The sequence below is a fragment of the Nocardioides luteus genome, assembly GCF_014648595.1.
GTDB lineage: Bacteria > Actinomycetota > Actinomycetes > Propionibacteriales > Nocardioidaceae > Nocardioides > Nocardioides luteus.
The window spans coordinates 219092-240428 of the sequence record NZ_BMRK01000006.1 but is presented as its reverse complement, the minus strand read 5'-3'; the positions used below and the strand labels follow the sequence as shown (position 1 = coordinate 240428).

Here is a 21337-nt window from a genome sequence, read left to right as displayed (position 1 = left end):
CTACGTCAACAACCGACTCGGAGTGTCACCAACCTCCTGGCCGAGTACAACTAGCCGTGCTCGGTCAAGAGGTCGGTGATACTCCGGGCCGGTTGCACACCGTCGGATCGACCGATACGTCCGTCCTCGCCTGTCTCGACAGCAGCACCGGACCTTGGCGGAACGCGGACCGACGACGCGCCGCGAGCCGTCAGTCGCCGACGCTGCCGTCGATCATCTCGCGAAGGATGTCCGTATGGCCCGCGTGCCGGCCGGTCTCCAGGATCACGTGCAGGTACACCCACCGCAACGTCAGCTCCCCGCCCGGCGGTATGTAGTCGAGGCTGTGCTGGGCGGCGATCTCGCGAGAGCGGGCGCACTCCGCCTGGTAGGCGTCGATGACGTCGTCCAGCTTCTCGTTCGGCTCCAACCGCAGATCGGCCTCCGGGTTTGCGTCGGTCCACGGCGGCGTAGGCAGCTCCGCGGCGGAGATCTGCCCGATCTGCTGGGCGAACCCGCCCAGCTCCACCCACCGCAGGTGCTTGATCAGCCCGCCGAGGTTGGTGCCGGTCGGCACCGGGCTGCGCCGGGCGTCCTCCTCCGACACCCCGCGGACCTTGCGCACGACGGCGTCGCGCAGGTAATCCAGGAACACATCGAGCTGCTCGCGCTCGCTGGCGGCGGCCACGCTGCCGAGGATCTCACCGGGTCTCGTCATCGACCGAACGTAACACGCGGGCCGCCCCTCGCACGGGGCCATTTGGGCTCTCAGGCCGCGCCGCCGAGCAGGGTGGCCACGTTGGCGAGCGCCTCGCTGCGTACGCGGTAGTAGACCCAGGTGCCGCGCTTCTCCCGGTCGAGCAGACCGGCTCCGTGAAGCACCTTGAGGTGGTGGCTGATCGTCGGCTGGGAGAGGTCGAAGGCGTCGTTGAGGTTGCACACGCAGGCCTCGCCGTCGGCGTGGGCGGCGACGAGCGAGAGAAGCCGGAGGCGTACGGGGTCGGCGAGCGCCTTCAGCATCGGCGCCATCGAGGCGGCCTGGTCGGCGGTGAGGGGCTGCTTGGTCAGCGGAGGGCAGCAGGGCGCCTCGTTCACCGGCGTGAGCTCGAGGACCGCCTCAGAATTCGACATGTATCTATATTGACGGCTGTCGATCCAAATGCCAATGTTCAATACATAGACAATCGTCTATGTATTGCCCGAGGAGGCACCGATGTCACGTATCCAGCTCGCTCTCAACGTCGACGACCTCGAGGAGTCGATCGCGTTCTATTCCAAGCTCTTCGCCACCGAACCGGCCAAGACCCGCCCCGGCTACGCCAACTTCGTCGTCGCCGAGCCGCCGCTCAAGCTCGTCCTGATGGAGAACCCGGGCACGGGCGGCTCGCTCAACCACCTCGGTGTCGAGGTCGCCGATACCGATGCCGTCGACGCCGAGCAGACCCGGCTCGCCGAGGCGGGCTTCGCCTCGATCGACGAGCGCGGCACCGAGTGCTGCTACGCCAAGCAGGACAAGTTCTGGGTCGAGGGTGCCCCGAACGGCGAGCGCTGGGAGGTCTACACCGTGCTCGGCGACGCACCGACGATGTGCGCGCCCGCCGAGGCGGCCTCACCCTGCTGCGCCTGACGGCGCCCGATGAGTTGTGAAGCCGAGCGTGACCTATGGGCCACGCTCGGCTTCACAACTCTGTTTCTCGGATCAGGCCGGCGGGGTGCCGTGGGTGTGGAAGGAGGAGATCGTCTCCAGCCCCCATGCCTGGCCTTTGGCCCGCTCGGCCTCGGTCCAGGTGATCAGCGGCCAGTCGGGAGCGAGCACCAGCCGGGTCAGCGGGTTGCACAGCTCGATCCGGTTGCCGCCGGGCTCGTAGACGTAGAGGAAGAAGGTCTGCTGGATGGCGTGCTTGTGCGGCCCGGTCTCGATGAAGACGCCGGTGTCCAGCGCGAGGTCGGCGGCGCGCAGGATGTCCTCGCGCGTGTCGGTCGCGAAGGCCAGGTGGTGCAGCCGGCCGGTCGCTCCGGTCCAGTCCTCGGTGTAGACGAGGTCGTAGGACTTCTGGGTGAAGGTCGACCAGCGGGCACCGATGTGGCCGTCGTCGAGCCGGATCTGCTCGGTCGGCCGCGCGCCGAGCGTGTCGATGATGAACCCGGTCGTGGTCTCGACGTCGCGAGCCAGGTAGTTGATGTGGTCCAGGCGCCGCACCGCGACCCCGTGGCCGGGCTTGGCCTGCGGCTGGTTCTTGAGCCCGGGCCGCAGGTCGTCCGTCGGGGCCTCCCAGTAGTCGGTCTCGTGGTAGAGCGCGATCTCGTGGCCGTCTGGATCGCGCGTCACCCACAGCGGCCCGAGGCCCGGCTCGTCCTGACGCCACTCGCCGTCGGCCCCGGTCGCCTTCACCGCCGCTATCCGGCGCGCGAGCGCCTCGGAGGAGGAGCAGCGCAGTGCCGTACGCCCGATCCCGGGCTGGTCGCGGGCGGTGACGACGACGCTGTGGTGCTCGTAGTCGTCCCAGGTACGCAGATAGGTGCTCTCGCCGACCTGACCCGAGACGGTCAGGCCGAGGAAGTCGGTGAAGAAGGCGACCGTCTCCTCGGGCCGCGGGGTGAAGAGCTGGGCATGGCCGATGTGGGCGACGTCGCCCAGCGGCGGGCGGGTCGGGGTGTCGGCGGCCATCCGCTTGAGCGTGGTCAGGGTCTCCGGGACGGGTTCCGGCATGGGTTCTCCTCCGGTCACACGGTCGGGACGGCGGCTGCCTCGGTGGCGAGCCGGGCTTTGCGGGTGGCCGGCCCGAAGACGGCCAGGGCGAGCGCCCCGACGACCCAGGTGCCGGCGATGAAGTAGAAGACGGCCTGGTAGCCGAGCCCGCCGTAGAGCCCGGCGATGATCAGCGGCCCGGCCGCGTTGGAGAGCCGGCCGAGACCGTAGGAGATCGAGGTGCCGAGCGAGCGGCCCTTGGTGTCGAAGAGCTCGGGGGAGTAGGCGTAGGCCAGGGCCGTGTAGCCGCGCTCGAACAGGTTCACCAGGAAGCCGAAGGCGACGATCAGCAGCGGCGTGAAGGTGAGGCCGTAGAGCAGACCGGACGCGGCGATGATCAGCCCGAAGACGACCAGGCACCACTTGCGCTCGAAGCGGTCGGTGACCAGCGAGGCCAGGAACGATCCGAGCGGAGCACCGACGGTGGTCAGCGCGACGTAGAAGATCGAGTCCTCGACGCTGACGCCCTCGGCGGCGAGCAGGGTGGGCGCCCAGGAGGAGAAGCCGAAGAAGCCGATGGTCTGCGAGATCCACAGCACCGAGAGCAGGATCGTCGGGTAGAGGAACCGCTTGTCCTTGAGCATCGCCAGCCCGGCCTTGGTCGTCGGGCCGGCGGGCGCCGGGGCGACGGGCTCGGGGAGGGTGCCGTGCTCGGCGGTCGAGTCTCGTTCCAGCCGGGTCAGGATCTGCTCGGCCTCGGCATGGCGGCCGCGCGACTCCAGCCACTGCGGCGACTCCACGAGGCGCCGCACGAAGAAGAGGAAGAGCACCCCGAGAGCGCCCCAGAGGAAGACCAGGCGCCAGGTCCAGTCGGCGAGCGGCACCACCGCGGAGGCGATCAGGTTGGTGGCCGGCGTGCCACAGATGCCGATGACGATGACGTACGCCTGGAACTTGCCACGCTTGGCGCGCGGGAACAGCTCGTTCATATAGACGACGGCGACGACGGTCATCGCGGAGAGGCCGGCGCTGGTCATCACCCGGAAGACGCCCATCGCGACGATGTCCCAGGCGAAGACGCTGGCGAAGGACCAGATCGAGAACCAGATCGTGGTCGCCACGAGCGTACGTTTCCGGCCGAGCCGGTCCGCCAGGCCGCCGGCCACCACGGAGCCGAGGAACATGCCGACGAACGAGAGGCTGGTGACGTACGCGATGTGGTTGATCGTCACGCCCCACTGCTCGCGCATCACCGGGGCCGTGGTGGCGAAGGTGTTGATGTCGGCGAACTCGAAGAAGTAGGCGAACGCGAGCGCCAAAGTGGCGAGCTTGTGGAACCGCGAGATCGGCAGCCGGTTGAGCCGGTTGGCGGCGTTGGTGGAGGTGCTGGTGGGGTCAGGCACGGTGCTCTCCTTCGGGCCAGTACAGGCGCATGGGGTTGTCCACGAGGAGCGCCTGCTGCAGCTCGGGGGTGGGGGCGATGTGCGGGATGTGGTCGACCAGCAGGCCGTCGTCGGGCATGTGGTCCTCGAGGTTGGGGTGGGGCCAGTCGGTGCCCCACAGGACGCGGTCGGGGAAGCGCTCGACGACCGTGCGGGCGAACGGCACGACGTCGGCGTAGGCGTGCCGCTCGCCGTCGAGGGCCGGCGGGCCGCTGACGGTGAGACGCTCGGGGCAGGAGACCTTGACCCACACGTCGTTGGCAGCCACGAAGTCGAGGAACTCGGCGAACTCCGGTCCGTCCGGGTCCTTCGTGACGTCGGGTCGGCCCATGTGGTCGACGACCAGCGGGACCGGCAGGCTCGCGAAGAAGTCCTTCAGGTCGGGGAGGTCCACGGCCTCGAAGTAGATGACCACGTGCCAGCCGAGCGGGGCGATCCTGGCCGCGATCTGCTCGAGCGCCTCGGTCGGGGTGACGTCGACGAGGCGCTTGACGAAGTTGAAACGTACGCCGCGTACCCCCGCCTCGTGGAGGCGGGCGAGCTCCTCGTCGGTGACGTCGGCGCGCACCGTCGCGACCCCGCGTGCCCGCCCGTCGGAGTGCACCAAGGCATCGACGAGAGCGCTGTTGTCGGCGCCGTGGCAGGTCGCCTGGACGAGCACGTTGCGGGCCAGACCGAGGTGGTCGCGGAGCTCGAAGAGCTGCTCCTTCGAGGCGTCGACCGGGGTGTACTTGCGTTCCGGTGCGAACGGGAACTCCGCCGCTGGGCCGAAGACGTGACAGTGCGCGTCGACCGCGCCCTCGGGGAGGGTGAAGGTGGGCTCGGTGGGGCCTTGGAACCAGTGCAGCCAGCCGGGCGTGACCATCTGATCAGTCCTTGTAGGTGAGGCCGAGCTCGGCGAGCCGCGGGCGCATGTCGTAGATGTCGAGGCCGAGCTCCCCGGACTCGAAGCGGGCGCGCTTGCCGGCCTCGGCCTCCTCCCGCTTCCAGGCGGCCTCGGCGACGTCGGCCGCGCGGGCGGCCGGGACGACGACCACGCCGTCGGCGTCGGCGACGACGACGTCACCGGGGTTGACCAAGGCGTTGGCGACGTTGACCGGGACGTTGACCGACCCGAGGGTCGCCTTGACGGTGCCCTTGGCGTTGATCGCGCGGGAGAAGACGGGGAAGTCCATCGCCCGCAGCTCGTCGACGTCACGGCAGCCGCCGTCGATGACCAGCCCGCGGGCCCCACGGCTGCGCAGCGAGGTCGCGAGCAGCTCGCCGAAGAACCCGTCCTCGGACTCGGTCGTGCAGCCGGCGACGACGACGTCGCCGTCCTGGACCTGCTCGGCGGCGACGTGGAGCATCCAGTTGTCGCCGGGCTGCAGGAGCACCGTGACGGCGGTGCCGCACAGCCGTGCACCCTCGTAGACCGGGCGGATGTAGGGCCGCATCAGCCCCAGCCGCCCCATCGCCTCATGGATCGTCGCGACGCCGAACCCGGACAGCGCCTCGACGGCCGCGGGGTCGGCGCGGTCGATCGTCGTGTGAACAACTCCGAGCTCGTGCACGGGGGTCTCCTAGCTGGGTGTGGCGGGGTGGTCGCGGAGGTGTAACACGCTGTTACACCGACTATCCGGTCGTTTGAATAGGGCGAGTAGTCCTACGAACGACGTGTTACAGGGGATTCGGCCGCCCGGATCAGCCGATCCAGCCGCGGATAGACACGGCGGGCGTTGGTCTCGGTCAGGGCGGCGAGCTCGGTCTCGGTGAGGCCCTTGCGGGCTGCGTACGTCTCGACGTAGCGGCGGGTGTCGTCGAAGTGGTGGCCGGTGCGGGGGTCGATGCCGCGGACGGCGCCGATCATCTCCGAGGCGAACAGCACGCTGCTGTGCGGGATGACGTCGAGCAGGAGGTCGATGCCGGGCTGGTGGTAGACGCAGGTGTCGAAGAAGACGTTCTTCATCAGCGTCTCGGAAGGATCCGGGCGGCCGAGCGCCTGCGCCAGCCCGCGGAAGCGACCCCAGTGGTAGGGGACGGCGCCGCCCCCGTGCGGGATCACCAGGCGCAGGTCGGGGAAGTCGGCGAAGAGGTCGCCGCTCAGGAGCTGCATGAACGCGGTCGTGTCGGCGTTGAGGTAGTGGGCGCCGGTGGTGTGGAAGGCCGGGTTGCAGCTGGTGGAGACGTGGACCATGGCGGGTACGTCGAGCTCGCAGAGCTTCTCCCAGACCGGGTACCAGGACCTGTCGGTGAGCGGCGGTGAGGACCAGTGGCCGCCGGAGGGGTCGGGGTTGACGTTGACCACGACCGCGCCGAGGTCCACGACCGCGCGCTCCAGCTCCGCGACCGTGGTCGAGGCGGAGGCGTCGGGCGACTGCGGGAGCATCGCCCCCGCAGCGAACCGCGTCGGGTAGAGCTCGGCGACGCGGGCACACAGGTCGTTGCAGATCCGCGCCCAGGCCGTCGAGGTCGAGAGGTCGCCGATGTGGTGGGCCATGAACGAGGCCCGCGGCGAGAAGACGGTCAGGTCGATGCCGCGCTCGTCCATCTGCCGGAGCTGGTTGGTCTCGATGGTCTCCCGGATCTGGTCGTCGGAGATCCGCGGGCCGGCAGGATCCGGCGCGGCGGCCGGGGCGGCCAGCGCCGCCACCTGCGCGTCGCGCCACTCGCCGAGCGGTGCCGGCGCGGTGGTGTAGTGACCGTGGACGTCGATGATCATGAAGAGCTCTCCTCGAGAAGGGCGCTCGGCACCATGGCCGAGCCGGCCATGATCAACCGAGCCGTACGCAGCAGGGCGGATCGGGTCACCCGCGCCGGGTCGTCGGGGTCCAGTCCCAGGGTCACGCTGAACTCCCCGCTCGGGTGCTCGACGCCGACCGTGGCCTCGGAGCCGGCCTCGGTCGTGACCACCGGGGGAGCGGTGGCGAGCGCGTGGGCCACCGAGCCGGGCAGCACCACCGCGGTGGCGGCGGTGACGGCGGCGAGCACACCGATCGAGCGGTGGGTGCGGCGCGGGATCAGGCTGCGGGTCGAGATCGAGCCACCGCGCGACGGCGCGGAGACGAGCGTCATCTTCGGGTAGGGCCGGTCGGTCACGTCCCCGAGCCCCATCGCGTGACCGGCGACGATCCGCAGCGCCTCGATCCGTGCGCGCAAGCCCTCGTCGGCGTCGATCGCCTCGGGGCTCTCCGCGCCGCTGGCCCCCACGGAGCGGGCGTCGAGGATCACCAGCGGCTGACCTTTGTCGATCAGGGTGACGTCGACCGGGCCGAGCCCCGGGACCTCGACGGTGTCGCGTACGTTACCGGTCGGCAGCAGGCTCCCGGCCACCGAGCCGGCGGTGTCGAGGAAACCGATCCGCACCGGCGCCGCCGTGCCGGGCACACCGTCGATGCGGGCGTCGCCGCCGTAGCGTACGCAGCGCCTGCCGTCGAGCCCGGCCGGAGTCGAGACGGTGATCTCGGCGACCGCACCGGTGTTGCGGGTCAGCACGCGGGCGGTGGTGGTGTCGCCGGTCGGGGTGACCATGCCGGTCTCGATCGCGAAGGGCAGCACCGCGGCCAGCATGTTGCCGCAGTTGGGCGTGGTGTCGACCTGGTCGGAGTCGGGCTGCAGCTGGGCGAAGGTCCACTCCACGTCGACGCCCGAGCCGGGAGCGCCCGGCGCGACGATGCCGGCCTTGCTGGTCAGCGGGTGTCCGCCGCCGAGACCGTCGACCTGGAGCGGGTCGGGCGAGCCCAGCACCGCCAGCAGCACCGCATCGCGTCCCGCGGTGTCAGCGGGCAGGTCGCGGGCGTCGAAGAACGGTCCCCGAGAGGTGCCTCCACGCATGAGGAGGCACGGCACGGGGCTCTGGTCCGGGCGGGTGATGGCATGACGCACGTCACAGACCGTAGATCATCAACAAGATTGTTAGCAATCTCGTCAACGAAAATCTCAGGTGCTGGTCAGCGCGGGGTCGCTCCCGTGCGCAGCAGGTCGAGGGTGCGCGGCTCGATGAGCGTCGAGAGGGTGACGACGCTGGTGGAGCGGACGACGGCGTGCGACTGGTCGATGCGGACGAGCACCTCCTGGAGCTTCGCGTGCGACCCGGTGGCGACCTTGCAGAAGACGTCGAAGGAGCCGGTGGTCACGTACGCCTCCATCACCTCGGGGATCTCGGCGAGGTCGCTGCGTACGTCCTCGAGCGCGCCCTGCGAGATCTCCAGCGTCACGAACGCCTGGACGGCGTGGCCCGCGGCGGCCGGGTCGATGGTGGGCGCCCAGTCGCGGATCACGCCGGCGTCGGCCATCTTCCGCAGCCGGCTCTGCACGGTCGCGCGGGCGACGCCGGCGACCCGGGACAGCTCCAGGTCGCCGACCCTCGGGTGGGCGTGCAGAGTCTCGAGGAGGGTGACATCGAGGTCATCGAGGTTCATGGGTTGATGGTAGTCAGATTGACCAGCGAAGTGAGTCGAACGCTGGTCGGATCTGGCAGATTGACCAGTCCTGAGTGATCAACTTGTCCGGTGTGATCCGGCCCACTTGACTTGCCCGCATGACGCTTGCAGACACCCTCACCAACCAAGAGAAGCTCGCCGGACTCCAGCTCGAGGAGCTGGAGCAGCTCGTCGGCCTGGTCGCCTACGACGACACCTCTGACCCGTTCCCGGTCACCGGCTGGGACGCCGTCGTCTGGGCCGTCGGCAACGCCACCCAGACCGCCCACTTCTTCCAGAGCGCCTTCGGCATGGAGCTGGTCGCCTACTCCGGCCCCGAGACCGGCAACCGCGACCACCACGCCTACGTCCTGCGCAGCGGGGGAGTGCGGTTCGTGATCAAGGGCGGCGTCGCGCCCGAGAGCGAGATCATCGCCCACCACGCCCGTCACGGTGACGGCGTCATCGACATCGCCCTCGAGGTGCCCGACGTCGACCGCTGCATCGACCACGCCCGCGCCCAGGGCGCCACCGTGCTCGAGGAGCCCCACGACGTGACCGACGAGCACGGCACCGTACGTGTCGCGGCGATCGCCACCTACGGCGAGACCCGCCACACGCTGGTCGACCGTAAGAGCTACGACGGCCCGTACCTGCCCGGCTACGTGGCCCGAACCTCGACGCTGAAGAAGCGCGAGGGTGCCCCCAAGCGCCTCTTCCAGGCGCTCGACCACGTCGTCGGCAACGTCGAGCTCGGCAACATGGACGCCTGGGTCGACTTCTACGGCCGCGTCATGGGCTTCACCAACATGGCCGAGTTCATCGGCGACGACATCGCCACCGACTACTCCGCGCTGATGTCGAAGGTGGTCGCCAACGGCAACCACCGGGTGAAGTTCCCGCTCAACGAGCCGGCGATCGCGAAGAAGAAGTCGCAGATCGACGAATACCTGGAGTTCTACCAGGGCCCCGGCGCCCAGCACCTCGCCCTGGCCACCAACGACATCCTGGCCACCGTCGACGCGCTGCGCGACAACGGCATCGAGTTCCTCGACACCCCCGACTCCTACTACGAGGACCCCGAGCTGCGTGCCCGGATCGGTGAGGTCCGGGTGCCGATCGAGGAGCTGCAGAAGCGCGGCATCCTCGTCGACCGCGACGAGGACGGCTACCTGCTCCAGATCTTCACCAAGCCGATCGGCGACCGCCCGACGGTCTTCTTCGAGCTGATCGAGCGCCACGGCTCCCTCGGCTTCGGCAAGGGCAACTTCAAGGCCCTCTTCGAGGCCATTGAGCGCGAGCAGGAGCGCCGCGGCAACTTCTGACCCCCGGTGGTCGAGCTTGTCGAGACCCCCTCTTCGCTGAAACCGGCGAAGAGGGGGTCTTCGTCACCCCGCCTGACTGACCAACCGCACCGGCGCGTTCCCCGCGCCGAACCCGTCATACCGCTCCCGCCGCTCGACGAGCTCGAAGAAGACCTCGCCGACGGTCTCGGTGTAGCAGTGCAGATACTCCCCGTCGGCGTCGCGGTCGTAGAGCAGGTCGAGCTCACGCAGGGTGGCGACGAAGTCCTCGGACAGACGGAATCGGGCGACCAGGTCGTCGTAGTAGTTGCCCGGCACCTTCAACGGCCGCAGCCCCCGCTCGCGGGCGGCCGCGACCACGCCGACGATGTCCTGGCAGGCGAGCGCGACGTGCTGGGCGTGGGCCTGCTCGTCGCCGGCGAGCTGCCCGGTCGGGAGCAGGTTGAGCGGAAGACGTACGCCGCCGGCCGGCGAGCTCATCACCTGGCTGCGGACGAGACCCGACGGACCGGCGACCTCCTGCGTCGGTTGCGGGGTCAGTGACAGGACGCTGGTGTAGAAGAGGACCGCCTCGTCGAAGCTGTGCCAGGGCTGGACCAGGTTGACGTGGTCGATGCGCGCCGAGCCGCGCTCGGTCGACGTCCCGGCCACGCCGCCGTCGAACTCGCCGATCCAGTCCTCCGCGTGCGAGCAGAAGACTTCGGTGCCGTCGGGGGAGGAGAAGGCGCGCAGGGCCTGCTCGCCGGCGTACGTCCGGCGGTGGACGGGCGGCGCCATCAGCGCGGCAGCGCGTTCGGCGGCCGGCTCGGAGTCGGCCACGTCGAAGCCGACCGCTGCGATGCGCGGCGCGGCCGGGCTGCCGCCCTGGTCGTTGCACACGATGCGTACCTCACCCCACGTCCACAGCCGCACCTGCTTGCTGCGATGGCGACCGCCGAAGTCGAAGCCGAGCTGCTCGAGCAGCACCTCCACACCGGAGGTTTCCGGCGCCTTGATCTCGACGAAGTCGAACGCCTCGGGCGCGGCGACCTCGGGCAGGCGGGGGAGCGGGCCGGCCTCGTCGCCGAGCAGGTCGGCGGTGCGGTCGGCGAGCCAGCGCAGCGAGCGCTGGGCCTGCCGGGCGGTGCGCACCGGGTCGGTCTGGCGGAAGGTGTCGTTGAAGACCTCCAGCGAGAGCGGGCCGGCGTATCCCGCACGCTGCACGTGGGCGAGGAAGGCGGGCAGGTCGAAGCTGCCCTCGCCGGGGAAGAGCCGGTGGTGACGGCTCCAGGAGAGCACGTCCATGCTCAGCGCCGGCGCGTCGGCGAGCTGCAGGAAGAAGATCTTCTCGGCCGGGATCTCCTCGATCTGCTTCGGGTCGTGCCCGCGCGAGAGGATGTGGAAGCTATCCAGGCAGACGCCGACGTTCGGGTGGTCGGCGAGCTCGACGATCCGCCACGAGCGACGGTAGTCGTCGACGAACCGGCCCCAGGCGAGCGCCTCGTAGGCCAGCCGGATGTCGTACGCCGCGGCGAGCTCGCCGAGCCGCCGCAGCTGCCCCGCGGAGACCTCGTCGTCGTCGAGGGTGGCGGTGCCGACGTTGCTGCACACCAGCATCAGGTCGATCCCGAGCCGCCGCATCAGCCGGAACTTCGCCTCCGCACGGTGCAGCACGTCGGCGAAGGCCTCCTCGTCGACGCCCTCGGCGTCGCGGAACGGCTGGTAGAGGTCGAGGCTGAGCCCGAGCCGGTCGGCCAGCGCCCTGATCTCCTCGGGGGACTGGGGTGCGGCGACGAGGTCGGGCTCGAAGATCTCGATCCCGTCGAAGCCGGCCTCGGCCGCGGCGTACATCTTCTGGACCAGGCCGCCGCTGAGGCAGACGGTGGCGATCGAGGTGCGCATGGTTCTCCGTTCGTGACTAATGTACGAAACGGTACATACATTGGTGGTCCTTGGGAAGAGGATCGTGCTCTAGGCTCGGAGGCATGGTCGACACCCAACGCTCCGCCCCACCGTCCGCAGAGCGGATGCGAGACGCCGAGCGCACCCGGGCAGAGCTGCTCGAGGTCGCCACCGAGGTCTTCTCCGAGCAGGGCTACTCCGGGGCGAGGGTCGACGAGATCGCCGAGCGCACCCGCACGACGAAGCGGATGATCTACTACTACTTCGGCGGCAAGGAGGGGCTCTACCTCGCCGTCCTCGAGTCGGCCTACCGCCGCATCCGCGAGACCGAGCAGGGCCTGCACGCCGACGATCTCACCCCGGTCGAGGCTGTACGGCGGATCGCCGAGCTCACCTTCGACCACCATCACGACCACCCGGCCTTCATCCGGCTCGTCTCGGTCGAGAACATCCACAACGGCCAGCACCTCGGGAAGGTGGAGGCGCTCCGTGACCTCGGCACCCCGGCCGCCTCCCTCCTCGACGAGGTCCTCGCCCGCGGCCGCGCCTCCGGCGAGCTGCGCGCCGACGTCGATGCCGTCGACGTGCACATGATGATCAGCGCCTACTGCGTCTTCCAGGTCGCCAACAGCGCCACCTTCGGCTTCCTCTTCGGCCGCGACATGCTCGCCCCCGACGTACGCGAGCGCCACCGCCGCATCCTCGGCGACATCGTCGTCGCCTGGCTCTCCGCCTGACCCAACCCCGTCGATCCGTCAGAAATCGCCGCCGACCCGTCAGGTATTGACGCCGAGACGTCGGAAATCGACGTCGAGTCGGCAGTTTTCGACGCCCAGTGGTCAGACCACGTACGCCACCGGCCGCTGCCGCCTCGGCGTCGGAAACTGACCTCTCGCGCTCGATTTTCGACGTCTCGGCGTCAGGTTTTGACCTTTCGCCGGGGAGGGATTTGCCCGGGGAGGGTTGACGGGTGGGTTTGGGCTGTGATCCCCTTCACTCTCGTAACGTACTAGTTCGTACATTAAGGATTCACCCGGATGGAGTCTTCGTTTCTGGTCGGCCTGATCGGCGCGGGCGTAGGGCCCTCGCTGAGCCCGGCGCTGCACATGCGCGAGGCGGCCGAGCACGGTCTGTCGTACGTCTACAAGACGATCGACATCACCGCTCTGGGAGTCCCGGCGGAGGGGGTGGGCGACCTGTTGAGGGATGCCCGGCGCCTCGGCTTCGACGCGCTCAACATCACCCACCCCTGCAAGGAGCTGGTGATCGAGCATCTCGACCAGCTCGACGACACCGCGGCCCGGATGGGTGCGGTCAACACGGTCGTCTTCGGCGAGGACGGTGCGGTCGGCTACAACACCGACACGACCGGCTTCGCTCACGCTCTGCGCACCGGGATGCCGGACGCTCCGCGCGGCACCGTCGTACAGCTCGGCGCGGGAGGGGCGGGCTCGGCCGTCGCCCACGCGCTCCTGCGACAGGGGGCCGGCAGGCTGGTCGTCGCCGACATGGACCTCGACCGTGCCCAGGCGCGGGTCGAGGACCTGCGCCGCCACCATCCGGAGAGCACCGTCGAGGCGAGCGACGTCGAGAAGCTGGCAGCGCTCCTCCCCGACGCGGACGGACTGGTCAACTGCACCCCGGTCGGCATGGCCGACCACCCCGGCACACCCCTGGACACCAGCCTCCTCCACCCCGACCTGTGGGTGGCGGACATCGTCTACCGGCCTCTGGACACCGCGCTGCTGCAGGCTGCGCGCGAGGCCGGCTGCCGGACGCTCCACGGAGGCCACATGGCGGTCTACCAGGCCGTCGACGCCCTCCGGCTGATCACTGGCATCGAGCCCGATGCCACGCGGATGCTCGCCCACCTGCGCGAGCTGGCCGCGGCCGGCTGACCCGATACTGAAATCACCCCCACCACCCGCGGCCAGGACCGCGGGAGAAACCCGAGGAGGACCCGATGGCGGGACCTGACACCGACAACCGAGTTGGCAAGACGCCGGTACGCGCCGCGCTGGCCAGCTTCATGGGCAGCGCGGTCGAGTACTACGACTTCTTCGTCTTCGGCTCTGCCGCGGCCCTGATCTTCCCGCACGTCTTCTTCCCCAGCGCAGGCGACGCCTCGCTGGTGATGTCGTTCGCGACCTTCGCCTTCGCCTACGTCGCCCGCCCCGTGGGCGCGATCTTCGTCGGCCACTTCGGCGACCGGATCGGGCGCCGGAAGGTTCTGCTGTTCACCCTCCTGCTGATGGGTGGCGGCACCTTCCTGATCGGCTGCCTGCCGACGTACGACCAGGCGGGCTGGATCGCGCCGGCGCTGCTGGTCTTCTGCCGACTGCTCCAGGGCCTCTCGGCCGCCGGCGAGCAGGCCGGCGCCAGCTCGCTCACCCTCGAGCACGCCCCCGACGACAAGCGCTCCTTCTACACCTCCTGGACGCTGACCGGCACCCAGGGCGGCCAGATCCTGGCCGCGCTGGTCTTCATCCCGGTGGTCGCGCTGCCCGACGACATCAAGTACGGCATCGGCTGGCGTATCCCGTTCTGGCTCTCCGCGATCGTCGTCGTGGTCGCGTTCTTCATCCGCAGCCGCCTCAACGAGACCCCGGAGTTCGAGGAGGCCAAGGCCAACAACACCGTCGCGAAGCTGCCGCTCGCGGTGCTGCTGCGGGAGCACTGGGCCGATGTGCTGCGCGTGGTCTGCTGTGCGTTCATCGCGGCCGTGTCGACGGTCTTCGGCAACCTCGCCATCGCCTACGGCGTCGAGGTCGGGATGGTGGACTCGATCACGCTGTGGCTGGTCGTCGCGGCCAACGTCGTCGCGCTGTTCACCCAGCCGATGTTCGGCCGGCTGGCCGACCGGATCGGCCGCAAGCCCGTCTTCATCTACGGCGCCGTAGCCAGCGCGGTGCTGATGCCGTTCTACCTGCTGTCGATGAGCCAGGGCAGCGAGCTGCTCGTCTTCGCGCTCGCGATCCTCACCTTCTCCTTCGGCTACGCCGCCGCCAACGCGACCTGGCCGTCCTTCTACGGTGAGATGTTCTCGACCCCGGTGCGCTTCTCCGGAGTCGCGATCGGCACCCAGATCGGCTTCATGCTGGCCGGGTTCACGCCCTCGATCGTCACCGCCCTCGGCGGAGTGAAGGAGGGTGGCTGGGTCGTCACCGCCGGCTACACCGCGGTGGTCTGCCTCATCGCCACGATCGCTGCGCTGACCGCCCGCGAGACCAAGGACGTACGCACCGCCGACCTCGGCCGGCGACCCGGGACCGCCCAGCCTGCGACTGTCTGAAGCCACTGAATCGACTCCGAGCGCCACCCACCCTCCTTCGAGGGTGGGTGGCGGTCGGTGTCCATGCGTCGCGGGGACTAGTCGCATAGCCCTATTGGGCTAAATTTCCTTGTGGCGTGAACTTTCGTCCCTCATATAGATGACAGGAGTCCTCCTCTTCATTCAAGGTACTCCTGCCGGTATTCGGGTGGCGGCCTATCAGTCGGTCTTCGACTGTTTGCTCGGATTTATCACTTGGGGGAGTCATGCCGTCGCGTATGTCGATGGATTCACGTGTGTCTCGACGTTTGTCGAGGCGAAGGTCAGGACGTCGGTGGGGAGCAGTCGTCGCGACGCTCGCAGCGGGTGCGATGGCGGTGGGGATCAGCCCAGCCGCGTACGCGGACCAGGGCGATGCCTCGCAGTCGTCGGCTCAGTTCTTGAGCGGTTCGCTGCTCACCGGGATCGACCTGAGCGCGATCGCCGGGATCGCAGGGGCGCAGGCCGAGCACACCGACGGTCAGGAGCCGAGCGCTCCTACCGTGGACGAGGCCGACCTCGACGTCACCGCGCTGAGTGCGATCGGTCTGAACCTGCCAGGCATCGACCTGTCGCTCGGTGACCTGCTGCACCTCGAGGCGGTGGTCCAGGAGGCCACCGCCGAGGACGACGCGGTCTCCAGCGCCCACACCGAGACCGCCGGCGCCAGCCTCGACCTGACCGCGCTGCTCGGACAGACCCAGGTGCTCGACCGCGCCGCGCTTGACCTGGGCGCGGTCGGCTCCTCGGCGCGTCTCGAGCCCGACCCCGACAATTCGGGGCAGTGGGTCGTCACCCGCGACCACAACGTCGCCCAGGCGACGCTCGACCTGCACTCGCCGGTCGTCGGCGACATCGGCACCACCACCAACAACGCTGTCGGTACGCTCAACACCACGGTCAACGGGCTCACCGACGTCATCGAGACAGCTCTCAACGGCGCCGTCGGCGGCATCATCAACCTGGTTGGCGGCGTCACCGGTACGGCCAGCACGAACACCAGCGTCACCGTCAACTCCCGGTTGGACGAGGCGGTGAACGAGGTCCTCAGCACGCCGCTGGAGACCGATCTGGTCACGATCGACCCGTTGACCGGGCAGGTCACCGTCAACCTCGCCGGCGGTCTCGACCTCAACAACCTGCCGCCCAACTCGACCCTGCTCAGCCCCGAGGTGATGCAGCAGGTCTCCGCGGACGTCGCGAAGCTCCTCGCTCAGCTGCAGAGCAACCTCAACGACATCCTCACCAACGCGCTGGACTACATCGACATCTCGATCACGTCCGACACCACGTTGCGTGACCCGATCTTCGGGACCACCCTGGGCGGGCTGAACATCGGCTACACCGGCACGCTCGGCGCCCTCGTCGACGGCGAGCGGCCGATCACCGCCGACGGCTCCGGTGTCCTGGCCCCGCTCGACGGGCTGCTCGGCCCGATCACGAACATCCTGGTGCCGGCGATCGGAGGCGCGGTCGACACCGCCCTCAACACGGCGCTGGCCACTGCCGGCACGGCGGTCGACACGGTCGTGACCGAGGCGACGAACGCTCTCGCCCCGGTCCTGGAGGGCCTCACCGACGTCGTGGCGGTCAACCTCAACGTGCAGAACGACGTCGGCGGCACCGGCGCCGGGCCGTACAGCGTCACCGCCGCGCAGGTCACCCTGCTCGGCAGCGACGCGGCCCAGATCGATCTGGCCACCTCCACCGTCGGCCCCAACGCCGACCGGGACGGCACCGCTCCGGACGCGCCGGTGATCGAGTCGCCGGCCGACGGTTCGACGATCAGCGACAGCACCCCGACGGTCACGGGCACCGGTGAGCCGGGTGCGACGGTCGAGGTGAGCGTGGACGGGACCGTGATCGGTACGGCCGAGGTGGATGCTGACGGCAACTGGTCGTTGCCGACCACCGATGCGCTCGCCGATGGTGAGCACACGGTCTCGGCGGTGCAGACCGATGCCGCGGGCAACGTGTCCCCGGCCGACTCCAACACCTTCACCATCGACACCGATGCGCCGGACGCTCCGGTGATCGAGTCGCCGGCGGACGGTTCGACGATCAGCAACAACACCCCGACGATCAGCGGCACCGGTGAGCCCGGCGCGACGGTCGAGGTGAGCATGGACGGGACCATGATCGGCACCGCCGAGGTCGACGAGGACGGCAGCTGGTCGCTCCCGGTCACCGAGGAGCTGGGCGACGGTGAGCACACCGTCTCCGCCGTCCAGAGCGACGCGGCCGGCAACGAGTCGCCCGCCGACTCCAACACCTTCGTCGTCGACACGGCCACCCCGGACGCCCCGGTCATCACCGGTCCGGCGGACGGTTCGACGATCGGCCCCGACGTACAGACCGTGACCGGCACCGCCGAGCCCGGCGCGACGGTGAACGTGACCGTCGACGGGACCGACTACGAGACCCAGGCCGACGAGAGCGGCGCCTGGACGATCGACGTCGGTACGCCGTTCACCGAGGGCGAGCACACCGCGACCGCCACGCAGACCGACGCTGCGGGCAACACCTCGCCGGCTGCGAGCAGCACCTTCACGGTGGACGCCTCCGAGGACGCGCCGGTCATCACCGGCCCGGAGAGCGGCACCACCACCGATGACAGCACCCCGACGATCGAGGGCACCGGCACGCCGGGGACCACGATCACGGTCTACGACCAGGACGACAACGAGATCGGCACGACGACGGTCGACGGCGACGGCACGTGGAGCCTCGACGCTCCGGAGCTGGCGGACGGGACGTACACCTTCGTCGCCACCCAGACCGACGAGCTCGGCAACGTGTCACCGGAGAGCAACTCGGTGATCGTCACCATCGACACGACCGCGCCGGAGGCCCCGGTGATCACCTCGCCCGAGGCCGACTCGGTCACCGACGACGACACCCCGACCGTCACCGGCACCGGTGAGCCCGGCGCCGAGGTCGAGGTCTCCATCGACGGCGTGCCGGTCGGAACGACCACGGTCGACGAGACCGGCACCTGGTCGCTGGAGCTGACCGAGCCGCTCGCCGACGGCGGTCACACCGCGACTGCGGTGCAGACGGACGCGGCCGGCAACGTCTCGCCGACCTCCGAGCCCGTCCCCTTCACGGTGGACACCGCGGCGCCCGGGGCACCGGTCGTCACCGCTCCTGCCGACGGTTCGACCACGGCCGACAGCACCCCGACGATCAGCGGCACCGGTGAGCCGGGTGCGACGGTCGAGGTCACGGTCGACGGTGAGGTCGTCGGCGAGGCCACGGTCGACGCCGACGGCAACTGGGAGCTGCCGCTGACCGAGCAGCTCGCGGATGGTGAGCACACGGTCTCGGCGACGCAGACCGACGAGGCCGGCAACACCTCCGAGCCCTCTGCCGAGGTCACGTTCACCGTGGACACCGAGGCGCCTGGGGCTCCGGTCGTCACGGCTCCTGCCGACGGCTCGACCACTGGTGACAGCACCCCGACGATCCAGGGCACCGGTGAGGCTGGTGCGACGGTCGAGGTCACCGTGGACGGCGAGGTCGTGGGGACGGCCGAGGTCGACGAGGACGGCACCTGGTCGCTGCCGCTGACCGACGAGCTCGCCGACGGTGAGCACACGGTCTCGGCGACGCAGACCGATGCGGCCGGCAACACCTCCGAGCGCTCGGACGAGGTGACCTTCACGGTGGACACCGAGGCTCCCGAGGTTCCGGTCATCACCGCCCCGGCGAACGGCTCCTCGACGACCGACCCGACCCCGACGGTCAGCGGTACGGCCGAGCCCGGATCGACGGTCGCGGTGACGATCGACGGCAACGTCGTCGGCACCGCGCCGGTCGACTCCGAGGGCAGGTGGAACCTGATCCTCACCGACCCGCTCGCCGAGGGCCCGCACACCGCGGTGGCCACGGCGACCGACGACGCCGGCAACGTCTCCGAGCCCTCGGAGCCGGTCGCCTTCACGGTCGACCAGACCGCCCCGGACGCGCCGGTGATCACCGGCCCGGCCGACGGCAGCTCGGTCTCCGACACCACGCCGGACATCACCGGCACCGGTGAGTCGGGCGCCACGGTCGAGGTCAGCATCGACGGCGAGGTCGTGGGTGAGACCACGGTGAACGGCGACGGTACGTGGACGTTCACGCCGGAGGAGCCGCTCGCCGAGGGGGAGCACACGGTGACCGCGACGCAGACCGACGAGGCCGGCAACACCTCCGAGGCATCCGAGCCCGTCGACTTCACCGTGGACACGACCTCGAATGCGCCGGTGATCACCTCGCCCGAGTCCGGGGAGAGCACCAACGACAACACCCCGACCATCGAGGGCACCGGAGACCCCGGTGACACCATCGCGGTCATCGTCGATGGAGAGGAGATCGGCACCACCACGGTGGACGAGGACGGGAACTGGACGTTCACGCCCGACGAGCCCCTCGAGGACGGCGACCACACCATCGTCGTCAACGCTGAGGACGAGCAGGGCAACACGTCGCCGGACTCGAACTCGGTGATCATCACCATCGACACGGTCGCTCCCGACGCTCCCGTGATCACCGCGCCGGAGCACGGTGGCTCGACGAGCGACCCGACCCCGATCATCCGGGGTGAGGGCGAGCCCGGCGCCACGGTGACGGTCGAGGTCGACGGTGAGGAGATCGGTACGGCGGTCGTCGACGACGACGGCACGTGGTCGCTCCCGGTCACCGACCCGCTCGAGGTCGGCGACCACACCATCGAGGCGGTCCAGACCGACGCGGCCGGCAACACGAGCGAGACCACCACGGTCGAGTTCACCGTCACCCCGCCCGCGCCGGAGATCACCTCGCCGCAGACCGGCGAGGACGTCGACCAGACCCCGGAGGTCTCCGGTACCGGCGAGCCGGGTGCGGAGGTCACCGTCGAGGTCGACGGCGAGGACGCCGGCACGGTGATCGTCGGTGAGAACGGCGAGTGGACGACGACCCTGCCCGAGCTCGCCTGCGGCGAGCACACCTTGACGGCCACCCAGGTCGTCGGGGGAGTGGCCTCCGCCGCCTCTGAGGCGGTCGAGATCCAGGTCGTCTGCGAGGGCGAGAACCCGGGCGACACCCCGGGCGACGACTCCGGTGACAACACCGGTGGCAACATCGGGAACGGCAGCAGCGACTCGGGCAGCGACAGCAAGGGTGGCGGCGTACTGCCGAACACCGGTTCGCCGGCCTTCCTCGCCGCGCTGCTGGGCCTTGGTCTGGGCATGGTGCTGATCGGCATCATGATGGCGGCGAGCAGGGGGCGCAGCCAGGACTGACCAGGTCCGGGATAGGACGGCTGTGGGCGACGGGAGTGGGGTCCCGTCGCCCACCGCCATCTCTACGTGCGTCGGGCGCGGTTGCGGCGGCGTACGACCTCTTTGAAGTCCGCCACCGGGCCCAGATGGCCGAGCTTGTCCGGGTTGGTGACCGACAGGATCCGCTGGACCTGGCCGTCGAGGACGTCGAGGGTCCAGGTGCCGATGACGGCGCCGTCGACGTCGCGCAGGATCGCGCCCGGCTCGCCGTTGAGCTCGCGCTCCTCCAGCCGAGCCCCGGTGGCGAGCAGCGGCGGCACGGCGTTCACCAAGATGCGGGCCGCCCGCTCGGCGCCGAACCGGCCGCCGGCGCCGCCGGCGACACCGCCGCCGTCGTTGACCGTCTCCACGTCGGCGGCGAGCAGGCCCTGGAGCCGCTCCACGTCGCCGTCGCGCAGGGCCTCGAAGAAGCGGCTCGACAGCTCGGCGCGCTTGTGCCGGTCGGCCTCGAACCGGGTCTTCCCCTCGTCCATGTGGCGTCGCGCCCGCGAGGCGAGCTGGCGGCAGGCGGCCTCGGAGCGGTCGACCGCCGCGGCGATGTCGGCGAAGCCGAAGCGGAAGACCTCACGCAGCACGAACACCGCCCGCTCCAGCGGGCTGAGCCGCTCCAGGAGCAGCAGGGCGGCCATCGAGACCGAGTCGGCCAGCTCGGTCGCGCGCTCGGGGTCGGCGTAGAGGTCGGCCGGATCCTCCACGCGCGAGTCGGTCGGCAGCGGCTCGGGGAACCACGGACCGACGTACGCCTCGCGCCGCACGCGCGCCGAGCGCAGCACGTCGAGGGAGACGCGGGTGACGACGGTCGACAGATATGCCTTGAGGGAGTCGGGCTCGGTCGAGCTCCTCGCCAGCCGGATCCAGGTCTCCTGCACCGCGTCCTCGGCCTCGCTCACGCTGCCGAGGATCCGGTAGGCGATCGAGAAGAGCAGCGGTCGCAGCTCCTCGAACTCGCGCTCGGTCTCAGGTGTCACGGTCGTCCTCCTCGTTCGACATCCTCCACCCTGGGACGAGACGGCGCCCACCGCTGTG

At 69.9% G+C, this 21337-nt stretch carries 17 protein-coding genes; 6 read left to right on the top strand and 11 right to left on the bottom strand.

Translation table 11 applies throughout. From position 1 onward, the window contains the following. Positions 1–190 precede the first annotated feature (190 nt). On the bottom strand, positions 191–697 hold the full coding sequence (locus IEY81_RS10355) for a DinB family protein (protein WP_189118389.1): 507 nt from the start codon (positions 695–697) through the stop codon (positions 191–193). A 50-nt stretch (positions 698–747) separates the two neighbouring features. Continuing rightward, a complete protein-coding gene (locus tag IEY81_RS10350) occupies positions 748–1110 on the bottom strand; it encodes an ArsR/SmtB family transcription factor (RefSeq protein ID WP_189118388.1) in 363 nt (120 codons plus the stop codon). A gap of 82 nt (positions 1111–1192) precedes the next feature. On the opposite strand from IEY81_RS10350, the gene IEY81_RS10345 reads away from it, so the two are divergent. Beyond that, positions 1193–1606, top strand: coding sequence for an ArsI/CadI family heavy metal resistance metalloenzyme (locus IEY81_RS10345; protein ID WP_189118387.1), 414 nt, complete (start codon positions 1193–1195; stop codon positions 1604–1606). Between the two features lie 72 nt (positions 1607–1678). On the opposite strand, the gene IEY81_RS10340 is transcribed toward IEY81_RS10345, so the two are convergent. From IEY81_RS10340 to IEY81_RS10310, 7 genes are all read right to left on the bottom strand, one after another. Then, positions 1679–2689: a VOC family protein gene (locus tag IEY81_RS10340; protein ID WP_229787655.1), complete on the bottom strand. Its 1011-nt coding sequence runs from the start codon at positions 2687–2689 to the stop codon at positions 1679–1681. Positions 2690–2703: 14 nt separating this feature from the next. Beyond that, entirely contained in the window at positions 2704–4071 is a 1368-nt protein-coding gene (locus tag IEY81_RS10335; protein WP_189118386.1) for an MFS transporter, read from the bottom strand. Further along, positions 4064–4975, bottom strand: coding sequence for an amidohydrolase family protein (locus tag IEY81_RS10330; RefSeq protein WP_189118385.1), 912 nt, complete (start codon positions 4973–4975; stop codon positions 4064–4066). The genes IEY81_RS10335 and IEY81_RS10330 overlap by 8 nt, the downstream gene beginning before the upstream one ends. A gap of 4 nt (positions 4976–4979) precedes the next feature. Beyond that, positions 4980–5663 (bottom strand): 4-carboxy-4-hydroxy-2-oxoadipate aldolase/oxaloacetate decarboxylase, encoded by a 684-nt coding sequence (gene ligK / locus IEY81_RS10325; protein ID WP_189118384.1) that lies wholly within the window; start codon positions 5661–5663, stop codon positions 4980–4982. Between the two features lie 92 nt (positions 5664–5755). Beyond that, entirely contained in the window at positions 5756–6811 is a 1056-nt protein-coding gene (locus IEY81_RS10320) for an amidohydrolase family protein (protein ID WP_189118383.1), read from the bottom strand. After that, on the bottom strand, positions 6808–7974 hold the full coding sequence (locus tag IEY81_RS10315) for a 4-oxalomesaconate tautomerase (RefSeq protein WP_229787654.1): 1167 nt from the start codon (positions 7972–7974) through the stop codon (positions 6808–6810). The genes IEY81_RS10320 and IEY81_RS10315 overlap by 4 nt, the downstream gene beginning before the upstream one ends. Positions 7975–8039: 65 nt before the next feature. Continuing rightward, positions 8040–8510 carry an Lrp/AsnC family transcriptional regulator gene (locus tag IEY81_RS10310; protein ID WP_189118382.1) on the bottom strand — a complete coding sequence of 157 codons (471 nt, stop codon included), beginning with the start codon at positions 8508–8510 and terminating at the stop codon, positions 8040–8042. Positions 8511–8629: 119 nt separating this feature from the next. Between IEY81_RS10310 and hppD the strand changes: the two genes are divergently transcribed. After that, the gene (gene hppD, locus IEY81_RS10305; RefSeq protein ID WP_189118381.1) at positions 8630–9835 is read left to right on the top strand and encodes a 4-hydroxyphenylpyruvate dioxygenase; all 1206 of its coding nucleotides are present in this window, start codon (positions 8630–8632) and stop codon (positions 9833–9835) included. A gap of 63 nt (positions 9836–9898) precedes the next feature. Here hppD and IEY81_RS10300 read toward each other — a convergent pair whose 3' ends face one another. Continuing rightward, the gene (locus tag IEY81_RS10300) at positions 9899–11695 is read right to left on the bottom strand and encodes a bifunctional sugar phosphate isomerase/epimerase/4-hydroxyphenylpyruvate dioxygenase family protein (RefSeq protein WP_189118380.1); all 1797 of its coding nucleotides are present in this window, start codon (positions 11693–11695) and stop codon (positions 9899–9901) included. Between the two features lie 83 nt (positions 11696–11778). Here IEY81_RS10300 and IEY81_RS10295 point away from each other — a divergent pair, with 83 nt between their 5' ends. From IEY81_RS10295 to IEY81_RS10280, 4 genes are all read left to right on the top strand, one after another. Further along, complete coding sequence (locus IEY81_RS10295) at positions 11779–12432, top strand: TetR/AcrR family transcriptional regulator (RefSeq protein WP_189118379.1); 654 nt, start codon at positions 11779–11781, stop codon at positions 12430–12432. Positions 12433–12732: 300 nt separating this feature from the next. After that, positions 12733–13593: a shikimate dehydrogenase gene (locus IEY81_RS10290; protein ID WP_189118378.1), complete on the top strand. Its 861-nt coding sequence runs from the start codon at positions 12733–12735 to the stop codon at positions 13591–13593. A gap of 65 nt (positions 13594–13658) precedes the next feature. Further along, on the top strand, positions 13659–14987 hold the full coding sequence (locus IEY81_RS10285) for an MFS transporter (RefSeq protein ID WP_189118377.1): 1329 nt from the start codon (positions 13659–13661) through the stop codon (positions 14985–14987). A gap of 245 nt (positions 14988–15232) precedes the next feature. Next, positions 15233–20272, top strand: a complete 5040-nt coding sequence (locus IEY81_RS10280; protein ID WP_306341454.1) for an Ig-like domain-containing protein — start codon at positions 15233–15235, stop codon at positions 20270–20272. Positions 20273–20334: 62 nt separating this feature from the next. Here IEY81_RS10280 and IEY81_RS10275 read toward each other — a convergent pair whose 3' ends face one another. Then, positions 20335–21279 (bottom strand): RNA polymerase sigma-70 factor, encoded by a 945-nt coding sequence (locus tag IEY81_RS10275; RefSeq protein WP_189118375.1) that lies wholly within the window; start codon positions 21277–21279, stop codon positions 20335–20337. Between the last annotated feature and the right edge of the window lie 58 nt (positions 21280–21337).

Excerpts from the sequence above, each read along its gene's own strand:
- IEY81_RS10355 (WP_189118389.1), bottom strand. The coding sequence starts at position 697 with ATGACGAGACCCGGTGAGATCCTCGGCAGCGTGGCCGCCGCCAGCGAG.
- IEY81_RS10350 (WP_189118388.1), bottom strand. The coding sequence starts at position 1,110 with ATGTCGAATTCTGAGGCGGTCCTCGAGCTCACGCCGGTGAACGAGGCG.
- IEY81_RS10345 (WP_189118387.1), top strand. The coding sequence starts at position 1,193 with ATGTCACGTATCCAGCTCGCTCTCAACGTCGACGACCTCGAGGAGTCG.
- IEY81_RS10340 (WP_229787655.1), bottom strand. The coding sequence starts at position 2,689 with ATGCCGGAACCCGTCCCGGAGACCCTGACCACGCTCAAGCGGATGGCC.
- IEY81_RS10330 (WP_189118385.1), bottom strand. The coding sequence starts at position 4,975 with ATGGTCACGCCCGGCTGGCTGCACTGGTTCCAAGGCCCCACCGAGCCC.
- IEY81_RS10320 (WP_189118383.1), bottom strand. The coding sequence starts at position 6,811 with ATGATCATCGACGTCCACGGTCACTACACCACCGCGCCGGCACCGCTC.
- IEY81_RS10310 (WP_189118382.1), bottom strand. The coding sequence starts at position 8,510 with ATGAACCTCGATGACCTCGATGTCACCCTCCTCGAGACTCTGCACGCC.
- hppD (WP_189118381.1), top strand. The coding sequence starts at position 8,630 with ATGACGCTTGCAGACACCCTCACCAACCAAGAGAAGCTCGCCGGACTC.
- IEY81_RS10300 (WP_189118380.1), bottom strand. The coding sequence starts at position 11,695 with ATGCGCACCTCGATCGCCACCGTCTGCCTCAGCGGCGGCCTGGTCCAG.
- IEY81_RS10295 (WP_189118379.1), top strand. The coding sequence starts at position 11,779 with ATGGTCGACACCCAACGCTCCGCCCCACCGTCCGCAGAGCGGATGCGA.
- IEY81_RS10290 (WP_189118378.1), top strand. The coding sequence starts at position 12,733 with ATGGAGTCTTCGTTTCTGGTCGGCCTGATCGGCGCGGGCGTAGGGCCC.
- IEY81_RS10285 (WP_189118377.1), top strand. The coding sequence starts at position 13,659 with ATGGCGGGACCTGACACCGACAACCGAGTTGGCAAGACGCCGGTACGC.
- IEY81_RS10280 (WP_306341454.1), top strand. The coding sequence starts at position 15,233 with ATGCCGTCGCGTATGTCGATGGATTCACGTGTGTCTCGACGTTTGTCG.